This window comes from Halorutilus salinus (assembly GCF_026242195.1).
GTDB classification, from domain to species: Archaea; Halobacteriota; Halobacteria; order Halobacteriales; family Halorutilaceae; genus Halorutilus; species Halorutilus salinus.
The window spans coordinates 133629-155602 of the sequence record NZ_RKLV01000003.1 but is presented as its reverse complement, the minus strand read 5'-3'; the positions used below and the strand labels follow the sequence as shown (position 1 = coordinate 155602).

General features: G+C 59.4%; 18 protein-coding genes, 1 tRNA gene and 1 pseudogene. 10 read left to right on the top strand and 10 right to left on the bottom strand.

Annotated elements, in window-relative coordinates:
- Positions 1-11: 11 nt before the first annotated feature.
- Positions 12-812 carry a putative RNA uridine N3 methyltransferase gene (locus EGH25_RS04170; RefSeq protein WP_266086391.1) on the bottom strand — a complete coding sequence of 267 codons (801 nt, stop codon included), beginning with the start codon at positions 810-812 and terminating at the stop codon, positions 12-14.
- A gap of 133 nt (positions 813-945) precedes the next feature.
- Between EGH25_RS04170 and EGH25_RS04165 the strand changes: the two genes are divergently transcribed.
- On the top strand, positions 946-1161 hold the full coding sequence (locus EGH25_RS04165) for a dodecin (protein WP_266086390.1): 216 nt from the start codon (positions 946-948) through the stop codon (positions 1159-1161).
- On the opposite strand, the gene EGH25_RS04160 is transcribed toward EGH25_RS04165, so the two are convergent.
- The gene (locus tag EGH25_RS04160; protein WP_266086389.1) at positions 1158-2246 is read right to left on the bottom strand and encodes an AI-2E family transporter; all 1089 of its coding nucleotides are present in this window, start codon (positions 2244-2246) and stop codon (positions 1158-1160) included. The two genes, EGH25_RS04165 and EGH25_RS04160, sit on opposite strands and share 4 nt — an antisense overlap.
- Before the next feature lie 103 nt (positions 2247-2349).
- A complete protein-coding gene (locus EGH25_RS04155; protein WP_266086388.1) occupies positions 2350-2922 on the bottom strand; it encodes a cysteine hydrolase family protein in 573 nt (190 codons plus the stop codon).
- Here EGH25_RS04155 and trkA point away from each other — a divergent pair.
- The 6 genes from trkA (at position 2860) to EGH25_RS04125 (ending at position 12500) form a co-directional block, all read left to right on the top strand.
- Positions 2860-4347, top strand: coding sequence for a Trk system potassium transporter TrkA (trkA, locus tag EGH25_RS04150; RefSeq protein ID WP_338071870.1), 1488 nt, complete (start codon positions 2860-2862; stop codon positions 4345-4347). The genes EGH25_RS04155 and trkA overlap by 63 nt on opposite strands.
- Entirely contained in the window at positions 4344-5840 is a 1497-nt protein-coding gene (locus EGH25_RS04145) for a TrkH family potassium uptake protein (RefSeq protein ID WP_266086386.1), read from the top strand. Before trkA ends, EGH25_RS04145 begins: the two co-directional genes overlap by 4 nt.
- A gap of 39 nt (positions 5841-5879) precedes the next feature.
- Entirely contained in the window at positions 5880-7391 is a 1512-nt protein-coding gene (locus EGH25_RS04140; RefSeq protein ID WP_266086385.1) for a TrkH family potassium uptake protein, read from the top strand.
- 50 nt (positions 7392-7441) lie between these two features.
- Positions 7442-8182 (top strand): universal stress protein, encoded by a 741-nt coding sequence (locus tag EGH25_RS04135; protein WP_266086384.1) that lies wholly within the window; start codon positions 7442-7444, stop codon positions 8180-8182.
- Complete coding sequence (locus tag EGH25_RS04130) at positions 8179-10470, top strand: amino acid permease (RefSeq protein ID WP_266086383.1); 2292 nt, start codon at positions 8179-8181, stop codon at positions 10468-10470. The genes EGH25_RS04135 and EGH25_RS04130 overlap by 4 nt, the downstream gene beginning before the upstream one ends.
- A gap of 149 nt (positions 10471-10619) precedes the next feature.
- The gene (locus EGH25_RS04125; protein ID WP_266086382.1) at positions 10620-12500 is read left to right on the top strand and encodes a formate/nitrite transporter family protein; all 1881 of its coding nucleotides are present in this window, start codon (positions 10620-10622) and stop codon (positions 12498-12500) included.
- 118 nt (positions 12501-12618) lie between these two features.
- Here EGH25_RS04125 and EGH25_RS04120 read toward each other — a convergent pair whose 3' ends face one another.
- On the bottom strand, positions 12619-14892 hold the full coding sequence (locus EGH25_RS04120) for an amino acid permease (protein WP_266086381.1): 2274 nt from the start codon (positions 14890-14892) through the stop codon (positions 12619-12621).
- On the bottom strand, positions 14885-15310 hold the full coding sequence (locus EGH25_RS04115) for a universal stress protein (protein WP_266086380.1): 426 nt from the start codon (positions 15308-15310) through the stop codon (positions 14885-14887). The genes EGH25_RS04120 and EGH25_RS04115 overlap by 8 nt, the downstream gene beginning before the upstream one ends.
- Positions 15311-15407: 97 nt before the next feature.
- Between EGH25_RS04115 and EGH25_RS04110 the strand changes: the two genes are divergently transcribed.
- Positions 15408-16442: a zinc-binding dehydrogenase gene (locus EGH25_RS04110; protein ID WP_266086379.1), complete on the top strand. Its 1035-nt coding sequence runs from the start codon at positions 15408-15410 to the stop codon at positions 16440-16442.
- Here the strand turns inward: EGH25_RS04110 and EGH25_RS04105 are convergent, their stop codons facing one another.
- From EGH25_RS04105 to EGH25_RS04095, 3 genes are all read right to left on the bottom strand, one after another.
- The gene (locus EGH25_RS04105) at positions 16443-16586 is read right to left on the bottom strand and encodes a hypothetical protein (RefSeq protein ID WP_266086378.1); all 144 of its coding nucleotides are present in this window, start codon (positions 16584-16586) and stop codon (positions 16443-16445) included.
- A 141-nt stretch (positions 16587-16727) separates the two neighbouring features.
- Positions 16728-17906: a pyridoxal-phosphate-dependent aminotransferase family protein gene (locus EGH25_RS04100; RefSeq protein WP_266086377.1), complete on the bottom strand. Its 1179-nt coding sequence runs from the start codon at positions 17904-17906 to the stop codon at positions 16728-16730.
- Between the two features lie 65 nt (positions 17907-17971).
- Positions 17972-18961, bottom strand: coding sequence for a formyltetrahydrofolate deformylase (locus EGH25_RS04095; protein WP_266086376.1), 990 nt, complete (start codon positions 18959-18961; stop codon positions 17972-17974).
- Positions 18962-19236: 275 nt separating this feature from the next.
- On the opposite strand from EGH25_RS04095, the pseudogene EGH25_RS12245 reads away from it, so the two are divergent.
- Positions 19237-19371 (top strand): annotated as a pseudogene (locus EGH25_RS12245) (site-specific integrase); the annotation flags it as partial.
- 45 nt (positions 19372-19416) lie between these two features.
- Here the strand turns inward: EGH25_RS12245 and EGH25_RS12240 are convergent.
- Positions 19417-19791 carry a DUF2085 domain-containing protein gene (locus EGH25_RS12240; RefSeq protein WP_266086375.1) on the bottom strand — a complete coding sequence of 125 codons (375 nt, stop codon included), beginning with the start codon at positions 19789-19791 and terminating at the stop codon, positions 19417-19419.
- Positions 19792-20560: 769 nt separating this feature from the next.
- On the opposite strand from EGH25_RS12240, the gene EGH25_RS04080 reads away from it, so the two are divergent.
- On the top strand, positions 20561-21403 hold the full coding sequence (locus tag EGH25_RS04080; protein ID WP_266086374.1) for an IS5 family transposase: 843 nt from the start codon (positions 20561-20563) through the stop codon (positions 21401-21403).
- Between the two features lie 471 nt (positions 21404-21874).
- Here the strand turns inward: EGH25_RS04080 and EGH25_RS04075 are convergent.
- Positions 21875-21948: transfer RNA gene (locus EGH25_RS04075), tRNA-Tyr, on the bottom strand.
- Positions 21949-21974: the final 26 nt, after the last annotated feature.

The following is a 21974-nucleotide window of genomic DNA, read 5'->3' as shown; positions in this document are numbered from 1 at the left end:
CGTTTTCTCTCCTATCTGTTTGCTTTGTTAGCCAAGGCGAGCGTGGCGAGGACGGCTTCCTCTGTCCTCACAGTCTCAACGCCTTGGTTGGGTAAGGTGTTGACAACGGAGTCGAACTCTACGGATACGTCGCGCTCCCTCAGAATCTCGCCGACACCACGCTGTGGAGCGCCGAAGACGATCGCGAGGTTGTCGGCGCGTAGGTCGCCGTCTTCGACGACCTTCCCGCGTCTCGACGCACAGACTACGACGCCTTCATGGGCGTCAAGCCAGTCGTCGAGGGGCGCACGTTCGACCTCGTATCCGCCGTACGGCGGCTGTTCTGCGACTTGGGCGCGCAGAGGCTCTCTCGAAGAGATTCTGAGGGTGACGCGTTCCCCCTCCCGTATCCCCTCGTCAGGGACGCGAAGGGCGACCGGGTGTTGCGTTCCGCAATTGACCCAGACGCGTCCGTCAGTTCCGACCTTCGTCACCACACCTTCTCTGTACTCGGGTTCGAACCCTTCCGAATCCGAACCGGCGGTCACGGAGTGCAGGGGCGTTCCAAGCGGCGGTAGGACGCCGACGTACCTGAGTTCGTCGCGTCTGTCGAAGACGGTCTTTCTCAGATACGGCGGGGTCGCGGCGTACCGCAGGACTTGGGCGATCAGGTCGCCGTCATCCTCGTGTTCCTTGCCGTCGTCATAGACGACGACGTTTTCGCAACGGAAGATCGCGGCGGCGCGTGCGACCTGACCCACCTTTGCGGTGGCGGTGCGCGCGTCGTCGGTCTCCGTCACGAGCGACGCCGGAACGAGGACGGTTAGCTTCATGGGGAAGCTACCGTCGCCCTGCATTTAGACCTTATCGGTCGTGGTTCGCTCGTACTAATAAGGGTGTCGTTAAGTAGTTGGTTTGTGACGGCGTGCCATGGTTTTATACCTCCCGCGTACGTGTTACATCCGCATGGTATACAAGAAGGTCAACCTGACGGGTTCGAGCACCGAGTCATGGGAGGACGCCGCGATGGAGGCTGTCGAACGCGCCGAAACGACTCTGGAGAACGTAAAGTGGGTTGAGGTACAGGGGCGCGGTATCGAACTTGCAAACGTCGACGAACCCGAGTACCAGACGGAGGTCGAGGTAGCGTTTGAGATCGAGGACACCGGCGGTATGAGTTAGAAGCCGTCGAGCGTTTTCTGTTCTTCGTCGACACCGAGGAGATGGGGCAGGGCAACGTCTGCGAAGGTGAGTGCGAGTACGAGGACGATAGGGGCGAAGAAGAGACCGTAGACGCCGAAGACGGCGGGTCCGAAGATATACGCGAGCATCAGAAGACCGACGTGTGTGCGCTCTCCGCTCAGGTAGGGTCGCAGGACGATGTCGGGGACGAAGTCGACGGCGACGGCGGTCACACCGACGAAGCCCGCGACGTAGACGAGGAGCGACGTGTCGCCCGCGAGAAAGGTTCTGACGGCAACGTATCCCGCGAGAGGGACGTAGACCACCTTCATACCGACGACAGGGATGAGGCTGGCGACTCCTGTGAGCGCACCCGCGAGAGCGGGCGAGGGTATCTCGACCGCCGCGGGGACGTACGCGTTGTACGCCGTGAAGACGACGACACCGACCACACCGACGACGAGGACGTTGAGGAGGTTACCGAAAAGTACGGACGAGAGTTCCCTGTCCGCGGCGTCGAGATACCGGCGGAGGACGCCCGACTCGTCGTACCGGAGGACGTAGGAACGGAGGCGCGCGCCGTCGACGAGGAGGTAGTAGGCTGTTACGGTGACGACGAAGAGGTTGAACAGGAAGCCGGTCACGAAGCCCGTGAGCGCGGTGAGGTTCTGACGCAGAAACCCGATGGCGGCATCGAACTCGCCCGAACGGTAGGCTTCGAAGACGCTCTCGAACGTGGGGTCGGGGAGGCGGTCGGTATCGATGTAAGAGTCCGCGCCGTCGAGGAGTGTCTCGAAAAGTCTGTACCTCTCGACGAGCGCCTGAGTCTCGACCGCCACGAGTACGACGGTGTAGCCGACGAGGAGAACGAGAGGGACGCCTATGAAAAGTATGGAGACGGACGCGCGTAGACTCGCGGGTAGATCGACGGGGAGCGCGCCGAGTCGACGGTAGACGGGGCGCGTCGCGTAGTAGACGAAGACGGCGACTGTGAGTGGCGCGACGAAGACGTAACCGACGTACGCAACCACGGCGGCGAGTCCGAGACCGAGGAGTGCGAGCGCGGTGCGTTCGACGTCAGCCATGTTGGTGGCACCGTCGCGCGACGGATAACTCTTGCTCAGTCGCGCCGACGCCGGTGTTCGTCGCGCAGACGTACGTACCTCCCGTTTTCGCCGAACTCCGTCGTCACACGAACCCCAGTTCGTCACGTGTCGCCGTCTCGCCGAAGAGCCGGTCGGCGTGCTCAACCGCATAATCGCGGTGGTCTTCCTTGATGTAGCCGAGCGCGTCCTCAACGATAACGGGTCGGTAGTCGCGCAGACCCGCGCTACCAGCCGTATGTAGGACGCAGACGTTCGCAAGAGTGCCGCAGAAGACGAGGTCGTCGATGTTGTGCGCGCTCAACCACGCGTCGAGTTCAGTACCCTGAAACGCGTCGTACGTGTGTTTGACGACGACCTTGTCCTCATCGCGTACTTCGAGTTCGTCGACTATCTCAGCCTCCCACGAACCCTCGACGACGTGCTCGCCCCACCGCTCGAACTCGTCGTAGTAATGAGCGTCGTCGAACTGTTCGGGCGGATGTACGTCGCGCGTAAAGACGACCTGCACGCCGGCGTCGCGCGCCTCGTCGACCACGTCGGCGATCGCACCGACCGCCTCACCGCTTGCGGGTGCGTAAAGAGAGCCGTCGGGGTGACAGAAGCCTTTCTGTGTATCGACCACGACGACCGCCGTCGACTCCGTGTCGAGTTCCATACAGCGGTTAAGTGGCTTTCGTGCAAAACGTTTACGCGTCGACGGAGCGAAGAGGCGGATTTTTATGCTTGGGTACGAATTTGTGGTGTGAAAATCCTGATAGTCGGAGCGGGGCAGGTCGGTACCGACATAGCGTCGTCGCTTGGGGAGAACCACGAGATAACCGTCGTCGACGAGGACGCCGAACGCGTCGAGGAGGTAACGTATAACATAGACGCGCTCGCCGTCGAGGGTGACGGTACATCGATGGAGGTTCTGCGCGAGGCGGGCGTCGACGAGGCGGACATCGTTATAGGAACGACCGACAGCGACGAGACAAACCTCGCCGTCTGCGGTTCGGCAAAGACCGCGGGCGACCCGTTTACTGTCGGGCGCGTCAAGAAGAGGAAGTTCCTCGAAACATGGGAGCCTTCACCCGGCGCTTTCGGTGTCGATCTGATGGTGGCGTCGAACGTGCTAACGGCGGAGAAGATAGCGCGTCTCGTCGTCACGCCCGCGGCGCACGATGTCGACGTATTCTCCGAGGGTACCGTACAGATGGCGGAGTTCGAGGTCGGTGACGACAGCCCGGTCGCGGGCGAGACGGTCGCGGAGGCGGACAGGTTCGACTCGCTTACGTTCGCCGCCGTCCTGCGCAACGGCGATGTCGTCATACCGAGCGGGTCGACGAGGATAGAGACGGGCGACCGTGTCGTTGTCATAGGAAGCCCTGAGAGCGTACACTCTTTCGCCGTCGACGTAGCGCCGAGCGGGACGCCGGACAAGGACGCCGACATAGTCGTCTTCGGCGGGGGTGAGATAGGCGAGGTCGTCGCGTCGCTTCTTCAGGATCGTGGCTTCAAGCCGCGTCTCGTGGAGAGCGAAGGCGGCAGGGCGCGCGAACTCGCCGAGGAACTCCCTGAGACGGTCGTGATGGAGAGCGACGCCACGGATCGTGACTTCTTGGAGCGCGAACGTATAGGCGACGCCGACATAGCCGTCTCGGCTCTCGACTCCGACGAGAAGAACCTACTCTCGGCGCTCATAGCCGGACGTATGGGGGTGGAACGTAGTATCGTCGTGACGGAGAACACCGAGTACACTGAGCTTTTCGAGACCGTGGGCGTCGATGTCGCGGTAAACCCGCGTCAGGAGGTTGCGGAGGAGATCACGCGTCTGACACAGAAGAACCGGACGGTGGGTCTCGCGCTCGTCGGTAGCGAACAGGCGGAGGTCGTCGAGGTTGAGATAGACGGCGAAAGCGTCTTTGCGGGTCGTACGATACACGAGGCGGACGGCGACCTCCCCGGCGGCGTCGTCGTCGGCGCTGTATCACGGGGCGTCGAGTTCGTACCGCCGCGCGGAGGAACGACGATACACGAAGGTGACCACGTCGTACTTTTCGTCGAGGCGGAGGTACACGACGAGGTTCTGGAGAAGGTATGAAACTCTCAGTCGACCTGCGCGCGGCTATCGCGCTGGTCGGGTCGGTTCTGAAGTACCTCACCGTGGCTTTCGTTCTACCCGCGGGCGTCGCCGTCTACTACGGCGAAACAGTCGTGCCTTTCGTCACAGCCGCTGTCGTCTCCTTCGTCGTTGGCGTCGGTCTCGAAACCGTCTGCAGAGGCGGCGGCGACCTTGGCGGACGTGAGGCTTTCCTGACCGTCGCACTTTCGTGGCTCGGCGTCGCCCTCATCGGTGCGGTGCCTTTTATCGTCGCGGGCGAAGGGGTTCTGGCGTCGCCGATGAGCGCGGTTTTCGAATCGATGAGCGGTATAACCACGACGGGGGCGACGGTTGTCGAGAGCTTCGACGTACATTCGCGCTCCGTGCTTATCTGGCGTCAGCTAATACAGTGGCTCGGCGGTCTCGGTATACTCGTCGTAGCCACAGCCATACTTTCCGAACTCTCCGTCGGCGGTGCGCAGTTGATGGAGACGGAGACACAGACACAGAACGTAAACAAGCTAACGCCACGTATTGAGGAAACCGCGCGTATAATCGTAAGGCTGTACGTCGCTCTCACCGTGGCGCAGACGGCTTTCCTGTACTCGTTGAACGCCGTCGGTCTCGCGCCACGTATGACGTTCTACAACGCCGTCGCGCACGCGTTTACGAGCGTCTCCACGTCGGGCTTCTCGCCCGAACCGCGCTCCATAGAGGCTTTCGCCCCCGTCGTCCAGTGGGCGATGATACCCGGAATGCTCGTCGGGGCGACGAGCTTCATACTCATCTACTACGTGACGCACGGCGACACTGCGAGGCTACGGAGAAGCGAGGAGTTCCGTTTCTACGGCGTCGTGCTCTCCGTCTTCGCGGTGACCGCAACCGCTCTTCTCGTACTCGACGGTGCGCACGCGACGGTCGAGGAGAGCCTCCGTCACGGCGTCTTCAACGTCGTCTCTATGCTGACGACGACGGGGTACGCGAGCACGGATTTCAACGCTTGGTCGTCCGCCGGCAAGCACCTCCTGTTCGTCTGTATGTTCTTCGGCGGTATGGCGGGTAGCACGACGTGTTCTATAAAGATGGTACGGTGGCTCGTCGTAGCGAAGGCGTTCAGACGCGACCTGTTCAAAGCCGTGCATCCCGACGCCGTCCGTCCCGTACGTCTCAGCGGCTCCGTCGTCGACGAGGATACCGTACGTGACACGTACGCCTTCGTCCTCGTCTCACTCGTCTTCTTCTTCGGCTTCACCGTCTTCGTCGCCGTCGACTCTGCGCGCGCGGCTGTAAGCCTCGACGAGTTCGAGGCGATGAGCGCCGCGGCGGCGACGTTCTTCAACATAGGACCCGCCTTTGGCGACGCCGGACCCATGAACAGCTACGCCGGCTTTCCTGAGACGACCAAGCTGGGTATGGTCGTCATGATGTGGGTCGGACGTATAGAGATAATCCCCATACTCGTCCTTCTCACGCCGACGTACTGGAGGCGATGATACCACAGAGTTATGTTAGTCCCGTAACGTGGTTGGGACATGGCAAAGTTAGACTGGCGGTCGAGCGTCAGTCTCGTCGGTACGGTCGTAAAGTACCTCGCCGTCCCGGTTCTCTTTCCGCTCGCAATCGGTCTCTACTACGGCGAGGACGCGTGGGTCTTCGCGGTCACGGCGGGTATCGCGCTCGTTACCGGCTTCTTGCTCGAACGTCTCGACACCGAACCGAGTCTGCACGGGCGCGAAGCGTTCCTTATGGTTGCGGTCTCGTGGCTCGCCGTCTCCGTGTTCGGCGCGTTTCCGTACGTCCTTGCCGACGCAGGTGCTGTCGCACATCCCGTCAACGCGCTTTTCGAATCGATGAGCGGCTTCACGACGACGGGTGCGACGGTCATGGAAGACATCTCCTTCGAGACGCATTCACGTGCGGTCATGATGTGGAGACAGATGACACAGTGGCTCGGAGGAATGGGTATAATCGTCCTGGGCGTCGCAATACTTTCGCGCCTATCGGTCGGGGGTGCGCAGTTGATGGAGACGGAGACCCCGGGTCAGGGTATTGAGAAGCTCGCACCGAGCATCGTACAGACTGCGCGTATACTCTGGGGTCTGTACTTCGTCGCGACCGCGGTTCTCGTCGGTCTTCTCTACGGTCTACACATCGCAGATATCGCAGACGGAATGACGTTGTACAACGCCGTGGCGCACGCGCTTACAACGATGCCGACGGGAGGTTTCTCGCCCGAAGCGCGTTCAATCGAAGCCTTCTCGCCAGCCGTACAGTGGACGTTAGCGGCGTTCATGCTCGTCGCGGGTACGAGCTTCGCGCTTATCTGGACGGTGGTGGAAGAAAGAGACCCGCTCGCCCTCGTCCGCAACGGCGAGTTCCGTCTTTACGTCGGTATCGTGGGTGCGGCTTCTGCGCTCGGTGCGGTCTTGCTCTTCCTCGGTGCAGGTACGGATGCGGCGGTCGGCGGTGTAGAGGCTTCGGTACGCGAATCCGTCTTTCAGTTTGTCTCAACCGTAACGACGACAGGGTACGCAAGCGCCGACTTCAACCTCTGGGGCGCGTCTACACAGCTACTGCTTTTTGCGTCTATGTTCGTCGGCGGTATGGTTGGTAGCACGGGCGGCGGCGTCAAGGTTCTGCGGTGGAAGGTGGTTTCGAAGGTGCTCAGACGCGAGCTTTACACCGTCTCGCATCCCGACGCTGTGGTTCCTCTGCGTCTAAGCGGTAGGGTTCTTGACGAGGACGCCGTACGTAGCGCGCTAGCCTTCTTGGTTATCTACTTCTTGGTCTTCCTTCTCGGTGCCGTCGTCATAATGGAAGACTCCTTGCGTGCGGGTCTTTCGCTCTCCAACTTCGAGGCTCTGAGCGCGTCCGCCGCACTCGTCGGAAACATAGGTCCCGCGTTCGGCGTCGTCGGTCCTATGGGCGGCTACGGCGACTTCACGAACACCACAAAGATGGTGATGTTCGTTATGATGTGGATGGGTAGACTCGAAATCCTGCCTGTTCTCGTCGTCTTTACACGTCCCTTCTGGAGAGAGTGACGTACGGAAGACACGGTACTCTTATGCGGTTAGTCCCGAAAATATGTTATGTGCCTCACACTGACAGAATCACCGTCCTAATCCCGGTCGATATATCAGACAGCTACTCGATCCCGGCGGCGGTTCTGAAACTGCTTTCGTCGGCACATGTTGTCGTCCTCGGGTACTACCCGGTTCCGAGCCAGACGGCTCCCGCACAGATAAAACACCAGCACGAGACCGACGCGGAACGGAAGCTTGAGGCGGTCGCAAACCAACTGAGCGGTCACGCCGAAAGGGTAACCGACGTTCTGGTGTTCACCCACGACCGCGACGAGACTATCGACCGCATCGCGAACACACACGAGGCTGACGCGGTTCTGACACCTGGTGAGGTCGGTTCGGTCGACAACGTTCTCGTGCCACTAAGAGGCGGTTCGAACGTCGAAAACATCCTTTCGCTGGTCAAGACACTCCTCGAACCGACGGACTCTAGAGTGACGCTTTTCCACTCCGTGGACGAGGATGACGCCGAGGGGCACGGAGAGGACTTGCTCGAAGAAGCCGTTGAACATCTCATCAAGGGCGGCATCAACCGGAGCCGGGTTGACGTACAGCTCTCGACTGGCGATGACACCGTTTCCGACATACTCACCGCGGGTGGCGGGTACGACGTCCTCGTGATAGGCGAAACTAAGCCCTCGCTCCGTGACCGTATACTTGGACGCGTCCCTTCGAAGGTTCTCATGGATACGTCAGAACCCGTCTTCGTCGTCCGTGACACGGAAGGCACCGACGAGGAAGAAGAATGACCGCCGACACAGGACAGCTAGAAAGGAACCTCGGCTTCCTCGAAGCGATGACACTCGGCGGCGGTACGATGATAGGTGCCGGTATCTTCATACTGCCGGGTCTCGCCGCCGAGGGTGCAGGTCCTGCGAGTTCCGTGTCGTTCCTAATCGCCGGCTTCGTCGCTCTCCTCGCGGCACTCTCGCTGGCGGAACTGGCGACGGGAATGCCTGTCGCGGGCGGGAGCTACCACTACGTCAACCGTGCGCTCGGCGGTGTCTTCGGAAGCATAGTGGGCTGGGGAATGTGGACAGGGCTGATGTTTGCGAGCGCGTTTTACATGATAGGCTTCGGTCAGTACATCGTCGGTCCGCTCCCTTTCCTCGACGGACGCGCCCTCATCGTCCTTCTGGGCGTTCTCGGACTGTTCCTGATAGTCGGTATCAACTACTACGGCACTGATGAGTCGAGCGGTGCGCAGAACGTGATGATAGGGGTCGAGCTTATCATCGTTCTCGTGTACGTCGCACTCGGCGTCTTCTTCGTCGACCCCGCGAACCTCAAGGAGTTCGCGCCGACAGGACCGACAGGTATCGTAGCGACCACCGGAACCGTCTTTGTCACGTACCTCGGGTTCGAGATAATCGCGACCGTCGCGGGTGAGATAGAGCGACCCGGGAAGCTCATTCCGCTGACGATGGTACTTTCGGTCGTCTCCGTGACGTTGCTCTACGTCGTCATCATGATAGTCAGCACGGGGGTCGTCCCGTATCAGGAGCTGGGTGGCTCGCTCGTCCCCGTCTCGGACGTGGCGTCGATATCGATGTTCGGGGGTATCGGGGTCGCCGCGGTCACCTTCGCGGCGGCGGTCGCCGCCATCTCCAGCTCGAACTCGTCGATACTCGCCGCCTCACGCGTCATCTTCGCGATGGGACGGGACAGCCTGATGAGCGAGCGCCTGAACGTCACCCACGACAGGTTCAACACCCCCCACCGCGCAATTATCACGACGGGTGCGGTGACGGGCGGACTCATCCTTCTGGGTCTCCAGGTGGGGGAGATAGTCGCCCTCTTGGCGCAGGTGGCGAGCTTCAGCTTCCTGGTTACGTACGCGCTCGTCCACGTCGCCGTGGTCGTCTTCAGGGGTGCCGACCCCGACGAGTACGACCCCGAGTTCAAACTCCCGCGCCTCATGTACCCGACGGTTCCGATACTGGGTATCGTGACGGCTGTGGTCGTCGTCTCGCAGATGCGAGCACCCGTCATCGTGGTCGGTTTCGGTGTAATCGTCCTCGGCGTCGTCTGGTACGCCGTCTACGCCCGCGACCGTGCCTTCGAGGAGGGGGTCGCCGACGAAGCCGTCGAGGGTTTACTCGACGAACTGCCGGACTTCCTCCCCGGGTCAACGCCGACGGAGACAGCCGAGGAGACGTACACAATCGTCGTCCCCGTGGCAAACCCCGAGACACAGCACGGTCTCCTGCGGCTAGCGGCAGCCAGTGCCCGGGCACACGCGGACAAGGAGTCACCGGAGCTCGTCGCTATGAACGTCATCGAGGCGGAGGAAACCTCGCGCCGGAACGTCGAATCGGATCGCATCGACCACCAGCACGCCCTGCTGGAAAACGTCCACGAAATAACCGACGGGATGGATGTCGACGTCCGAACACGTTCTCTCGTGGAACCGGAGATCGGAGAGGCTATCGTCCGGGTAGCGGGCGAGGAGGACGCCGACCAGGTTCTCACGGGGTGGAACGGAACGTTAGCTCGTGACGACTACGTCTTCGGTAAGACGCTGGACACGGTTCTCTCGGAAGCGCCGTGTGACGCCTCTCTTGCGGAGATACGGTCAGACACCGTCGGTCGTCCGGTTGCGCTGGCTGGTCCCGGTCCACACTCTCCGAAGGCTGCGCAACGCGCAGTCGAGTTTGCGACGGTGCAGGAGACGACCCCCGTGTTGCTCAACGTCCAGCCGCCGGCACCCGACGGGGAATCCGACCCTGTCCGGCGCGGTCACGAAGCGGTCGCGTGGGTTGCCGACAGAGCGGGGATAGACCGCGAAGAGTACGAGGTGAAAGTCGTCGTCGACGAGGACACAGAGTCGGCTATCCTTGATGCAGTCGACGAGTTCGAAACCATCTGCGTGGGGCTCTCCGAAAAGAGTGACAGGTCACGTATCCTTTTCGGGTCGATTGCGGAGCGCATTAGCCAGCGAGAAACCGGCAACGTCGTTGTCGTCCGGGGTGCTGAGAGAGAAGGTGAAGTCCCCGACACGCCCGGGGAAACGGTTGCGCGACAGGACGACGCATAAGACCGATACAGTCGGTTCCGGCGTCGGTGCCGAAGGAGAGACGCCGAGGGACGGAGCTTACTTCCTCCGCGTATCGTCGATGTCGCGCTCGCAGGCGTCGATCGACTTCGAGGGACAAAGCTTAGTTCCTCCGCGTTCCGTTTTCTCTGATGACCGACAGCGGACGACCCGGAGACACGAGAGAGGGTGGCGGGCGTTCCAAAAGGGGCGCGCCCGCATACGGCGAAGCCGTTCCCGACCGTTTCTCTTCGGACGAGGTCTTCCAGCGTATAGTCTCAGCGGCGGACGAGGAGGTGACCTCGACAACACGCGAACTCTTTTTCAGCGGTGTTGCCGCCGGCTTCGCAATCACTATCACTTTCCTGATGTACGCGTCTATGTCGGCTACGACGGACAGCAAACTCGTCGCTTCGCTCCTCTACCCGCTCGGCTTCATCTACATCATAATAGGCGGCTACCAGCTTTATACCGAAAACACACTACCGCCCGTCGCTCTCGTCTTAGAACGGCTCGTCAGCATACCCTCGCTCCTCCGCCACTGGGTGACTGTCCTCGTCGGCAACTTCACAGGCGGCGCGGTAGGCGCGGCTGTTCTCGTCTGGGGTGGCGTCTTCGAACCCGCGACGACGGAGGCGGCGACCGATATCGCGCTCAAAGGTATCGAAACGGAGCCGTCCGTCCTTTTCTTCAAGGCTGTCTTCGCCGGTCTTATCGTCGCAGGTGTTGTCTGGGTTGAGTACGCAGCACGCGACACCGTCTCACGTATCGTAGTAGTCTACCTCGCGTTCCTTGCGATACCGACGGGCAACCTGTTCCACGTTGTCGTCTCTTTCACAGAGATCGTCTACCTCGCTCTTCTCGGAGAGGCAGGGTTACTCCCCGGATTCGTCGGATTCGTCGTCCCCGTCCTCCTCGGAAACACAGTCGGCGGTGTGGTTCTCGTTACCGTCGTCAACTACTTCCAGACGAGCGAGGAGCGTCTCGAAGAGGCGCGTCTCGAAGGCGTTGACCGAAGGCTGTCAGTCTCCGAGTGGGGGCTTGGACGTTTCGTCGGACGGTCGTACGTCCCCCTTCTCAACACGGCAGGGGACGCGTTCGGTGACGACTCACACCGTATCGTCGTGCCAGTGACAAACCCGAGGAAGGACAAAGACATCGTGGAGTTCGCGTGTAAGCTCGCAAGCGACAAGGAGGACTCGAAGGTTCATGTCGTACATGTCGTGCAGGCACCCGAAAAGATGTCCCTCATCTCCGGGGGACACGCCGAACGTATCGCGGAAACTTCCGACGAGATGCTCGAAAACGTACGCGGATTAGGCGACGAGTACGGTGTGGAGGTCAAGACATCGACGGTATCTACACACCGCTCTTTCGAAGAGATCTTCGCGTTCGCAAGACGGACACGTCCCGACCTCGTAGTCATGGAGTGGGACGAGAGCGGTATATGGAGCGCGGCACGTGCCGAACGTCCAATCGAGGAACTGACGAACAGGCTACCCTGTGACTTCCTCGTTGTAAAAAACCGTGGATTAGACACGTCGCGTGTGCTTCTGCCGACCGCGGGTGGCGAGGACTCCGACCTTAGTGCCGAGGTTGCGCGTGTTCTTCAGAAGACAGCAGGCTCTGAGGTATCGCTCCTGCACGTCGTCGGTGGCTCCCACGAACGCGAAGCGGGCAAGAAGTTCCTAAGAGGGTGGGCTGAGGAACACGAACTCGAAGACGCAGGAACCATCGTCGATGAATCGGGCGACATAGAAACCGCGATAGAACGCGAGGCGGAAAAGAACACGATGGTGATAGCGGGTGCGACACACAAAGGTCTCCTGTCAAGGTTAGTTTCGCGGTCTCTCCACTTCGAAATCGTTGAAGAGGTAGACTGCACGGTGTTACTCGCCGAACGCCCCTCGAAACGTTCCGTACGCGAACGTCTCTTTGGAAGAGGTACGAGGAATAGTGCGACGGAAGCCGACGAGTTTCCGGAACCGCCCGGATCAGAAGCAAAGAAGGAAACCGAAGAAAGGAACGGATAGAGGGAGAAAGCCCCCTTTCTCACCGACGTTACGTATATCCCGCCTGATCTCCGTGTACGTGAGAACGACCGTTTCGTCGTCGCAGGTACGGACGGAGGAACGAACGGTTCGGATGGCTTCAGCCTTTGCCAAAGATACGTTCGAAGAGTGACCTGTGGCGCGCCTTCTCGGCGATTATCACCGATGTGTCGACGTCGTTTACAACGTCGTAGACGAGCGAACCGCCGACGAGACGCGACAGGAGACCTTCGCTGACTGCACCCATGAGTAGGAGTGATGCGTCGCGCGCCTCGTCCTCTATAACCTCCTCGACGTCGCCGGTACGGACGACGCGTTCGGCGTCACTCAGACCGTTCGCCTCCGCCCAGTCCTTGAGGAACACCTCGCCCTCGTCGCGATCGTCGGCAACATGCAGGAGACGTATCTCCGAACCGACTGCGTCGCGTAGTGCGAGGGCGACCTCGGCACCCAGTTCGGTGTGTACACCGCCCGTCGTGGGTAGGAGTATACGTGACGAATCGCCGCCGCGTTCGTCGTAGACGAGGAAGTCACAGGGTAGGTCGTGGGCGAGTTCGTCTATGACCGTCTCGGCGCGTCCCGCGGATATACGTCCCTCGTCGCCCCATCCCATGACAGCGAGGTCGGCTTCGTACGTCCGTGCGGCGTCGAAGACCTCTTCGAGAGACCTGTGTGAGAAGACCGTATGTGTCTCGACGGGTACGCCCATCTCCTCTGCGTGTTGGCGCGCGTTCTCGATTACGGTCTTGTCGCCCGTGAAAGCATCCGACTCGGAGGCGCGTCTCAGCGACGTCTGGTCGGGAACTGTGACGACATGGACGGCGACGAGCTTTCCGTTCCTCGCCTTCGCAACCGCGCCTCCGAGACGTACGAGATCGCGTTCTGTACGCGGGTTGGAGACAGGTACCATGACACGGTAGTCGTCGGGGGCGACAGCCTCGGCGGCGGAGACGGCGGCATCGGGCATCTCGTCGGAGTCCTCCATCAGGTAGTCAGCGAGAAGCCCGGCTTCTTCAACGTTTCGGCGGGCATAGGCGAAGTACCAGACGACGGCGCCCGCGACGAGGACGCCGCTAAGGAGCCAGTCGGACGGGTTCATGAAGTAGATCAGCGAGAGCGACAGGACGGCACCGAGTATAGGGACGATGGGATAGAAAGGGACGCGGAAGTCGGGGTCGTAGTCTTCGGGTTCCGTCTCACGGAACACGATAAGTGCGATGTTCAGAAGACCGTAGACGATGAGATGTAGGACGCTCGCCGCCTGCGAAAGTATCTCGACGGAGCCGAAGACGACGAAAGCGAGGGTTATGACGCCCGTGACGAGTATCGACCTGTACGGAGTGGCGAAACGCGGATGTATCTCGTTGAGCGAGTCGGGGACTATCTTGTCGCGCCCCATGGCGAAGTTTATGCGCGACGAAGCGAGTATAGATGCGTTCGCCGACGAGGCGGTGGCGAGGAGACCCGCGAACGTTAGGAGACCAAGACCGACCGCCGTGGAGGGGAGGAGACCGAAAAGTAACCTCTCGCCGAAGACGCCAGAGAAGGCTATCTCCGCAACGTCGACGACGGCGGTTTCGCCGAACTCAGCCACCTCGTACCACGGTACGACGCCCATGAGGACGAGCATCAGGACTGCGTACATCACGGTCACTATACCGACGCTTCCTATGACGGCGATAGGTAGGTTACGTCCCGGGTTCTTTAGCTCCTCCGCGACAGTGGTTATCTGTACGAAGCCGAGGTAGGATACGAAGATGAGACCCGCCGCGGGCAGTACGGAGGCGTACCCGCCCGTCTCCTGAGGTGCGAACGGTCGGAGCGTCGAGAAGTCGGCGTTCAGGAAGCCGACGATAGCGAAGAGCGTGAGTATGAGGACAAGGGTGACGACGATGACGTTCTGCGCACCGCCCGTCTCCTTTGCGCCGAAGTAGTTTATACCGACGAAGGCGAGACCCGCGACGACGCCGCCGACCTGTGCGGGTGAGAGCGTGAGGACGACGAGATCGAGCGAGGGTAGCGTGACGAAGACGGCGAGGTAGCTACCGAAGCCGACGACGTAGAAAGCGGATGCGAACGAGAGACCGAGCCAGTTACCCCATCCGGCGACGCTTCCGAACAGGGGTCCGAGGGCGCGGTTTATGTAGTAGTAAGCGCCGCCCGCCTTGGGCATCGCGGTACCGAGTTCGCTCGCCGACAGTGCGGTTAACATAGCTATCGCACCGCCGAGGACGAAAGAGAGCGCGACGGCGGGACCCGCTTCCTCGGCGGCGAGTCCGGGTAGCACGAAGATGCCCGCGCCTATCATCGTACCTATGCCGATGGTAAGGGCGGAGAGTAGACCGAGATCCTTTGCGAGTTCGTCGTCAGTCATTTGGTAGAACGACGACGGGGACGTTGTTGTCTCGTACGAACGCGTCCATTCTGCCGCCGACGAGGAGATCGAGCAGACGGCTGGAGTCGCGCGGGACGAGTGCGACGGACTCAGCGCCTATCTTGTCACAGAGGTCGAAGACAGCATCCGCTATACCGGTTCCGTATACGACACGTCCGTCGATCTCCGTCGACGACCCGTTCGCGCCGATGGTTTCGCGCGCCGTCTCAAATATCTCGTCGGCGTACCCCTCGCGCTGTTCGACCGACGCCTTGTCGGGCGCTCCGCCCGCCTTCTCGACCACGTATACAAAGACAAGACGTTCGACCTCACCGAGATACGGCGCGACGGCTTCGGCGGTCGTCGTCGCGTCATCGGGGCTTGCAACGGGTACGACGACTGTCTGTGTGAGTTTCACGTGCGCGGTTCGGTGTGATGCATAATAATACCACCGTTCGGAAGGATACGTCACAGTCGTTCGGTGGGGTTTTGACGCGAGGGTACGACGTGAGTCTATGAAGGCTGTCCGTTTCTCGGAACACGGCGGGCGCGACGTTATAGGGTACGGCGAAAGCGAGGAGCCGACGCGCAAAGAAGGCGAGGTTCTGATAGACGTGAAAGCCGCGGCTCTCAACCATCTCGACGTATGGACGCGCCGGGGTCTTCCGGGTATCGACCTCAACATGCCCCACGTCCCCGGAAGCGACGCCGCGGGCGTTGTCGTCGACGGCGGCGCGACGCGTTTCGACGAGGGCGACGGCGTCGCGGTCTGGTCGGGTGTCGCGTGTGGCGACTGTGAGTTCTGCAGAAACGGTGACGAACCCCTCTGCACCAGCTTCCACATAATCGGCGAACACGTCGAGGGCGTACACGCCGAACGCGTCTCAGTACCCGCGGAGAACCTCGTACGCGTACCCGATGATGTCGATATGAAACGCGCCGCCGCCGCTCCTCTCGTCTTCGGCACGGCGTGGCGTATGCTCGTAACGCGCGCCGGTCTGCGTCCAACCGAGAACGTCCTCGTCCTCGGCGCTTCGGGCGGCGTGGGACACGCGTGCGTACAGATAGCCCGGCACGCAGGGGCGACGGTCTACGCGACGGCGGGAAGCGACGAGAAGGCGGAGACAGCACGCAAACTCGGCGCGGAACGCGTCTTCGACTACACCGACGAGAACTTCGCCGACGCCGTCCGCGAGGCGACCGACGGACGCGGCGTCGATGTCGTAGTCGACCATGTCGGAAAGGAGACGTGGCGCGACTCGCTTGCCTCGCTCGCAAAGGGCGGCAGACTCGTCACGTGCGGAGCGACGACGGGCGGCGACGCGACGACGGATATAAACAGGATCTTCTGGAACCAGCTTGACGTGTACGGCTCTACGATGGCGACGCGCGGTGAGGTAGACGACGTACTTTCGCTCGTCTGGGAGGGTGCGCTCGAACCGCGTATACGCGCGACGTTACCCATGAGTGAGGCGAAGGAGGGGCACAGGATGTTGGAGGAACGCGACGGCTTCGGGAAGGTGGTTCTCGTACCCGACACCGAACTGTAGCTACAGGAAGAAACGGAACAGGACGTACGGCACACCGAACAGAAGGACTGTCATTATACCGAGTAGAACGCCGTACGAGACGGCGGTCGCAAGTATGGTGAGGTACGAGTCGTGTTTTAGCTCCTCGATGTCAACGTCTACCATGGTGAATCTCGTGGGCGCGCGAGTATAAAACGAACGGTCGTCGGCAGGTAGGCGATCCGGTCGTCGGTCGAAACGGTCGTCGTAGGTGGATCGGAATGGACGGTCGTTGACGTATAGGCAACGATCGCCGTCCGCATAGCCTCAGAGCGCGTCGCTCGTCGCCGCGACGGCGTCACCGGGGCTGACATCGACGCCCTCGTCGTCCAGTATCTCGCCGAGTGCGTCAACGAGGTACAGGACGTTCTGTGCGCGCGCCGAATGTCCCATACATCCGATACGTAGTATCTCGCCTTCGAGGTCACCGAGTCCAGCGGAAATCTCTATGTTGTACTCCTCGACGAGACGGCGTAGGATGGTGTCGTCGTCGACGCCGTCGGGTACGCGTACGGCGTTGAGCGTGGGTAGCCACGCGTCGTCGCGTGAGTTCATCTCCAGACCCATCGCCTCTATTCCGCTCTTGAGCGCACCCGATACGCGGAGGTGGCGGTTCCAGCGCTCCTCTATACCCTCCTCGGCGACGATACGGAGCGCCTCGCGCAGACCGAAGATGTTGGTTACGGGCGCTGTATGGTGGTACGAACGGTTGTCGCCCCAGTAGTCTTCGAGTTCGGCGAGGTCGAGGTACCAGCAACGCGGCTCCGTCTCGCGCGACAGTATCTTGTCCATCGCGTCGTCGTTGAGCGTGAGCGGCGACGCGCCGGGAGGGCACGAGATACATTTCTGCGCCGCCGAGTACGATACGTCTATACCCCAGTCGTCGACATGGAGTTCGACGCCTCCGAGCGACGTCACGGTGTCGACGATCGTAAGGGCATCGTGCGAATGTGCGATATCGACGAGTTCGGACACGTCGGGCTGGAGCGTTCCGGTGCTCGTCTCCGCCTGTACGAAGCCGAATATATCGGGCTGGTGCTCGTTGAAAGCCTCCTGCACGTCAACGGCGTCGAGGGGTTCGCCCCACGGTGCGTCGACGCGTACAGTCTCGCCCCCGGCGCGTTGCGCCATGCTCTCCATACGCGCGCCGAAGTAGCCGTTCGAGGGGACGAGCACTGTATCGCCGGGTTCGACGAGGTTGGATATACCGGCTTCCATCGACGCCGAACCCGTGCCGCTCACGGGGAGCGTCCATTCGTTGTCGGTACGGAAGACGTAACGGAGGAGATCCTGCACCTCGTCCATTATGTCGACGAAGTAGGGGTCGAGATGCCCCACGATGCTCGTGTTCATCGCGCCGAGGACGCGTGGATGTACGTTGCTCGGGCCCGGACCGAGAAGCACACGTTCGGGCGGCTTAAGTTCGCCCACGTTGGGTTCTTCCATGGGGGCGTCTATTCGGGGGCGTAATAAAAACGGTAGGTTGTAAAGCCGGTCGCCCAATCCCGGCGCTAATCCTCGGAGACAGCGCCCGCTTCGGCGTCCTCCTCCGTATCCCCGGCGACACGTTCCACAGGCTCGTCGACGGGTTCGTCGGGTAACGCGGCGTCGAGTTCCTCAGGCGCACCGAGACGTACGTCGTCCCTATCATCGGGGTTCCGGAGGCGCGTCCTCCCGCGGTGTACGGCTACGTCGTCGCTGAGATGGAGGTTTATCGCCCTTAGAAGCGTCTCCGCCTCGACGGGCTGACCGATACGCCGGAGTTCGTCGGCATCGGCGTCAGGCGGGACGTTGAACGCGTTCTGTGTAATGATAGGTCCTTGGTCGAGGTCGGTCGTAACGTAGTGCGCTGTCACGCCCGCGATACGGACGCCCTCCTCGACCGCCTGAAGGTACGCCTCCGCGCCGGGGAACGAAGGTAGGAGCGACGGATGTATGTTGATAATACGGTTTTCGTACCTGAAGACGACTTCGGGGCTAAGTATACGCATGTACCGCGCGAGGACGACGAGGTCGATGCCGTACTCGTTTAGGAGTTCGAGAAGGCGTCCCTCGTCAGGTGCGCCCTTTTCGTCGCCTATACCGTGGAAAGGCACACCGTGTTCGTCTGCGATAGGCTTCAGATCCGAATGGTTACCTATGACGACGCTGACCTCGGCGTCGCCGTTACCCCCCCAGTCTTCGAGTATCGCACGGAGAGGGTGCGACTCCTTGCTCACGAGGACGGCTATCTGTCGCGCCTCGCGGTCGTCGGGGAAACGTATACGTACCTCGACACCGAGTTCATCGCCAAGTTCTTCAAGGTCGTCACGTAGCTTGTCGCGCGTACAGACCATCTCGGACGTGTCGACGCGCGTCTTCATACGGAAGACGCCCTCGCGCACGGCTTGGTCGAGATCCTCTATGTTGATACCGCGCTCGAAAAGCAGGTTGGTGACGCCCGCAATTAACCCCGTGTCGTCGTCGCCTATAACGGTTATCTCTGTAAGACCGTCTGTCATTGAGTCTCTTCGGTTCGACGTGTGTGCTTGGGCGTCAAATGCTTTCGTTTTTTTGTGCCGACTTAGAGAAAGGGCACGGGCTTGGTAGCCGAGTCGAATCCCACCTTCGAGACTCGCACAAACGCGACGGAACCGCGCTCTATACTTCGAATACGAACCGGAACGAGTTAGAACGAATTACCGCCCGGAGAAGCAAAGGCGATGTACCTCGGCGCGCACAAGCGTGAGTCTTCACAGGCAACCATTGAGGGGTACGACTCAGAGGTCACTTTCACCTCACCGAAGATGTCCCTGAGAAGGTCGTCAGCGACCGTATGAACGCCGGTCAGGACGTGCTCGACAAGCATTACGATAAGCGTTCAGAGGAAGTGAAAGTCAAGCAACGTCGACAATACTTCGACAACATCTGATATTCTTATCCTACTTAGACCGTCACAAGCTGTCTCAACGTCAACCTAGATAGATAATAGTGTAAACAGAAAACCTTCTGCGAACAACACAATTCCTATACCCATGAAAGTCCCGGTAATCACCCTCAATTGATTAGTACTCTCCCTATTCCCGAGCATTTGAGTTGTACCATCAATTCCACCTGGAACTAATAGTATGCACCCAATAACGGCACTGGTCGTTGGTGATAGTATCCCCTTGCGGATAGGAAACAGTATTATGGAGATTAATCCGCTAAGATACATGCCAGTACATCGAGCGCAGAGTCCAAAGTACCTGCCTCGATAAGACAAGGAGCGGTCGGGACGCGAGTGGCAAAGCGGATATGGTCGCAGAAAGCGATTTGATAGTCTAAACACAAAGTCAAGCCAATCACTCATTCGTGTTTGGTTAGAGCTCGGATCCGCAGTCGTTACAGTAATTATTACGTGCTATATTTTGCCAGCCGCAGTTGGAGCAAACTTGTTTCTCTTCCGAACCGCTGGATCGGTTATTTGCTTGCTGCTGGTTTGCGTTTTGCATTTCCTCCATCATTTCGCGACCTGCTTCACGTCACTCTTCAGTAAGAGTGAAAAAGACACCCAGTGCCACAAATAGAACAAGAAGTCCGTACCCAGGATACCCTAGATAGAGAGATACTGTCATAAAAACAAGTGTAGACAGTACCGTGGACAAAATTATAGTAGCTTTTCTTTGACTCATCTCGGGATCTTCTGTAGACTGGTCAGTCTCTTCGTTATATTCTTCCCCTCGTCTTTCGTCTTCACCTCTCTCGGTACTCTTAGATGAATCTTCAGAATTGTTGTTATTCGCCATTGTTACTCTTCTCCTGTAGATTTGAAGCTAAATCCACAATCTCCGCAGTGATTAGCTTTTCGTGGATTTTGCATACCGCAATCAGGACAAATTCGTTTTGGGGCACCATTATCATCATCAACAACCCTGACTTGTTGTTGCTGTTGTTGGTCTGTACGGCAACATCCAACAGTACCTAATCCAACTAGGGAAACCAGAGTGATAAAAACCAAGTTGCTTCGAGTATCATGTTTCTACCGTTTGCCATGATCATATAGGAAACTTATGCTCTGTTTAATCGCTATACGGAAGTAGATAGTCTGATTTTAGTGTGAGAAGAAGCGATGGAGGGATGTGAAATCAAACCTCTACTGCTTCACCAAGAGATGTGTAAAGCTAGTCAAAAGAGTTGTGGATAATCCAAGCGAATCTGCCCCACCGGAAGGTGGAGGCAGATTCGCGGAGTGGACGATGATATCCCTCCACTGCCTACGTTTTCACATGGAGAAGCCGTATCGCGTTGCTCTTGACTACCTCGAAGAGATGCCTCGGATATGTGAGGAGATCGGTCTCTCCACGACCGATCTCCCTCACCCTTCCACTCTCTGTAACTGGTTCGGTAAGATAAAAATCGCTGCCGTACGTCTCTTTCTTCGTCTATCTTCATCGAACAAAGACGAACGGAACGTAGCTGTAGACAGTACCGGATTCGACCGAGACAGAGCAAGTCGTCACTATGCTCAGCGAGCGAACTACCGCGTTCGCTCGCTCAAGGTCACCACTCTCGTCGATACTGATACACTCTCTGTCGTGGATATTCACTGTACCACGACCAAGAAACACGATACTAAGGTAGGCGAGCAGGTCATCAAACGCAACGCCGATGACCTGCTCTCCGTTGCTGGAGACAAAGGCTACGATTGGCAGCAGTTACGGGACGAACTCCGCTCACGCGGAGTCCGTCCCTTACTCAAACATCGTGAATTCACTCACCTCGATAAGGCACACAACGCACGAATGAAAGATGATGACTACAATCAACGCTGGATGGCTGAAACCGTCTTCTCTAACATCAAGCGCACGCTCGGCAAAGCCGTGCGTGCGCGCCTCTGGAACCGTGAGTTCAGAGAGATAATCCTCAAAGCCGCCGTCTACAACATCAAAAAATCCACCAAGTCAACTATGTATGGTGATTAAACAGAGCAGAAACTTATTAATTCTGTCGATATGGAATTCATTGCTCTGTTTAATCGCTATACGTAGTGGGCACAAAGGCTATAGCCAATGCTGGATATGTAGGATTCCCTCCCAGTATCAAGAATATATTCGACAAAGCTGTGCGTACACAATTCTGGGGATCCAAGTTCGGAGAAATCATCCTCAGAGTCGCTGTCTATAGCACCAGAAAATACGAAGTCAATTGTGTATGGTGATTAAACAAAGCAGATTTGACGGAATGGAGGGACAGCGCGAACCCCCGCTTGGAGAAACGTTCAAATCACGTCGGGCAGAAGCCGGAAATACGGCGAGATTCGTACGCCGTACGTCGAATGTAATTCGACGGGAGAACAAGTCCCGCCTCCCCGAATTGAACACGGTCGGAGCGAAGCTCCTCACTATTCAATTCGTGTCGGCGGTTTGCCTGCTCGCGTCGCTCACTCGCAGTTGTCCCGCCTCCCCGAATTGAACGGGGGACAAGCCGATCTACAGTCGGCTGCTCTACCAGGCTGAGCTAAGGCGGGTGAGGTACGGTAGAGGGGACGCCGAC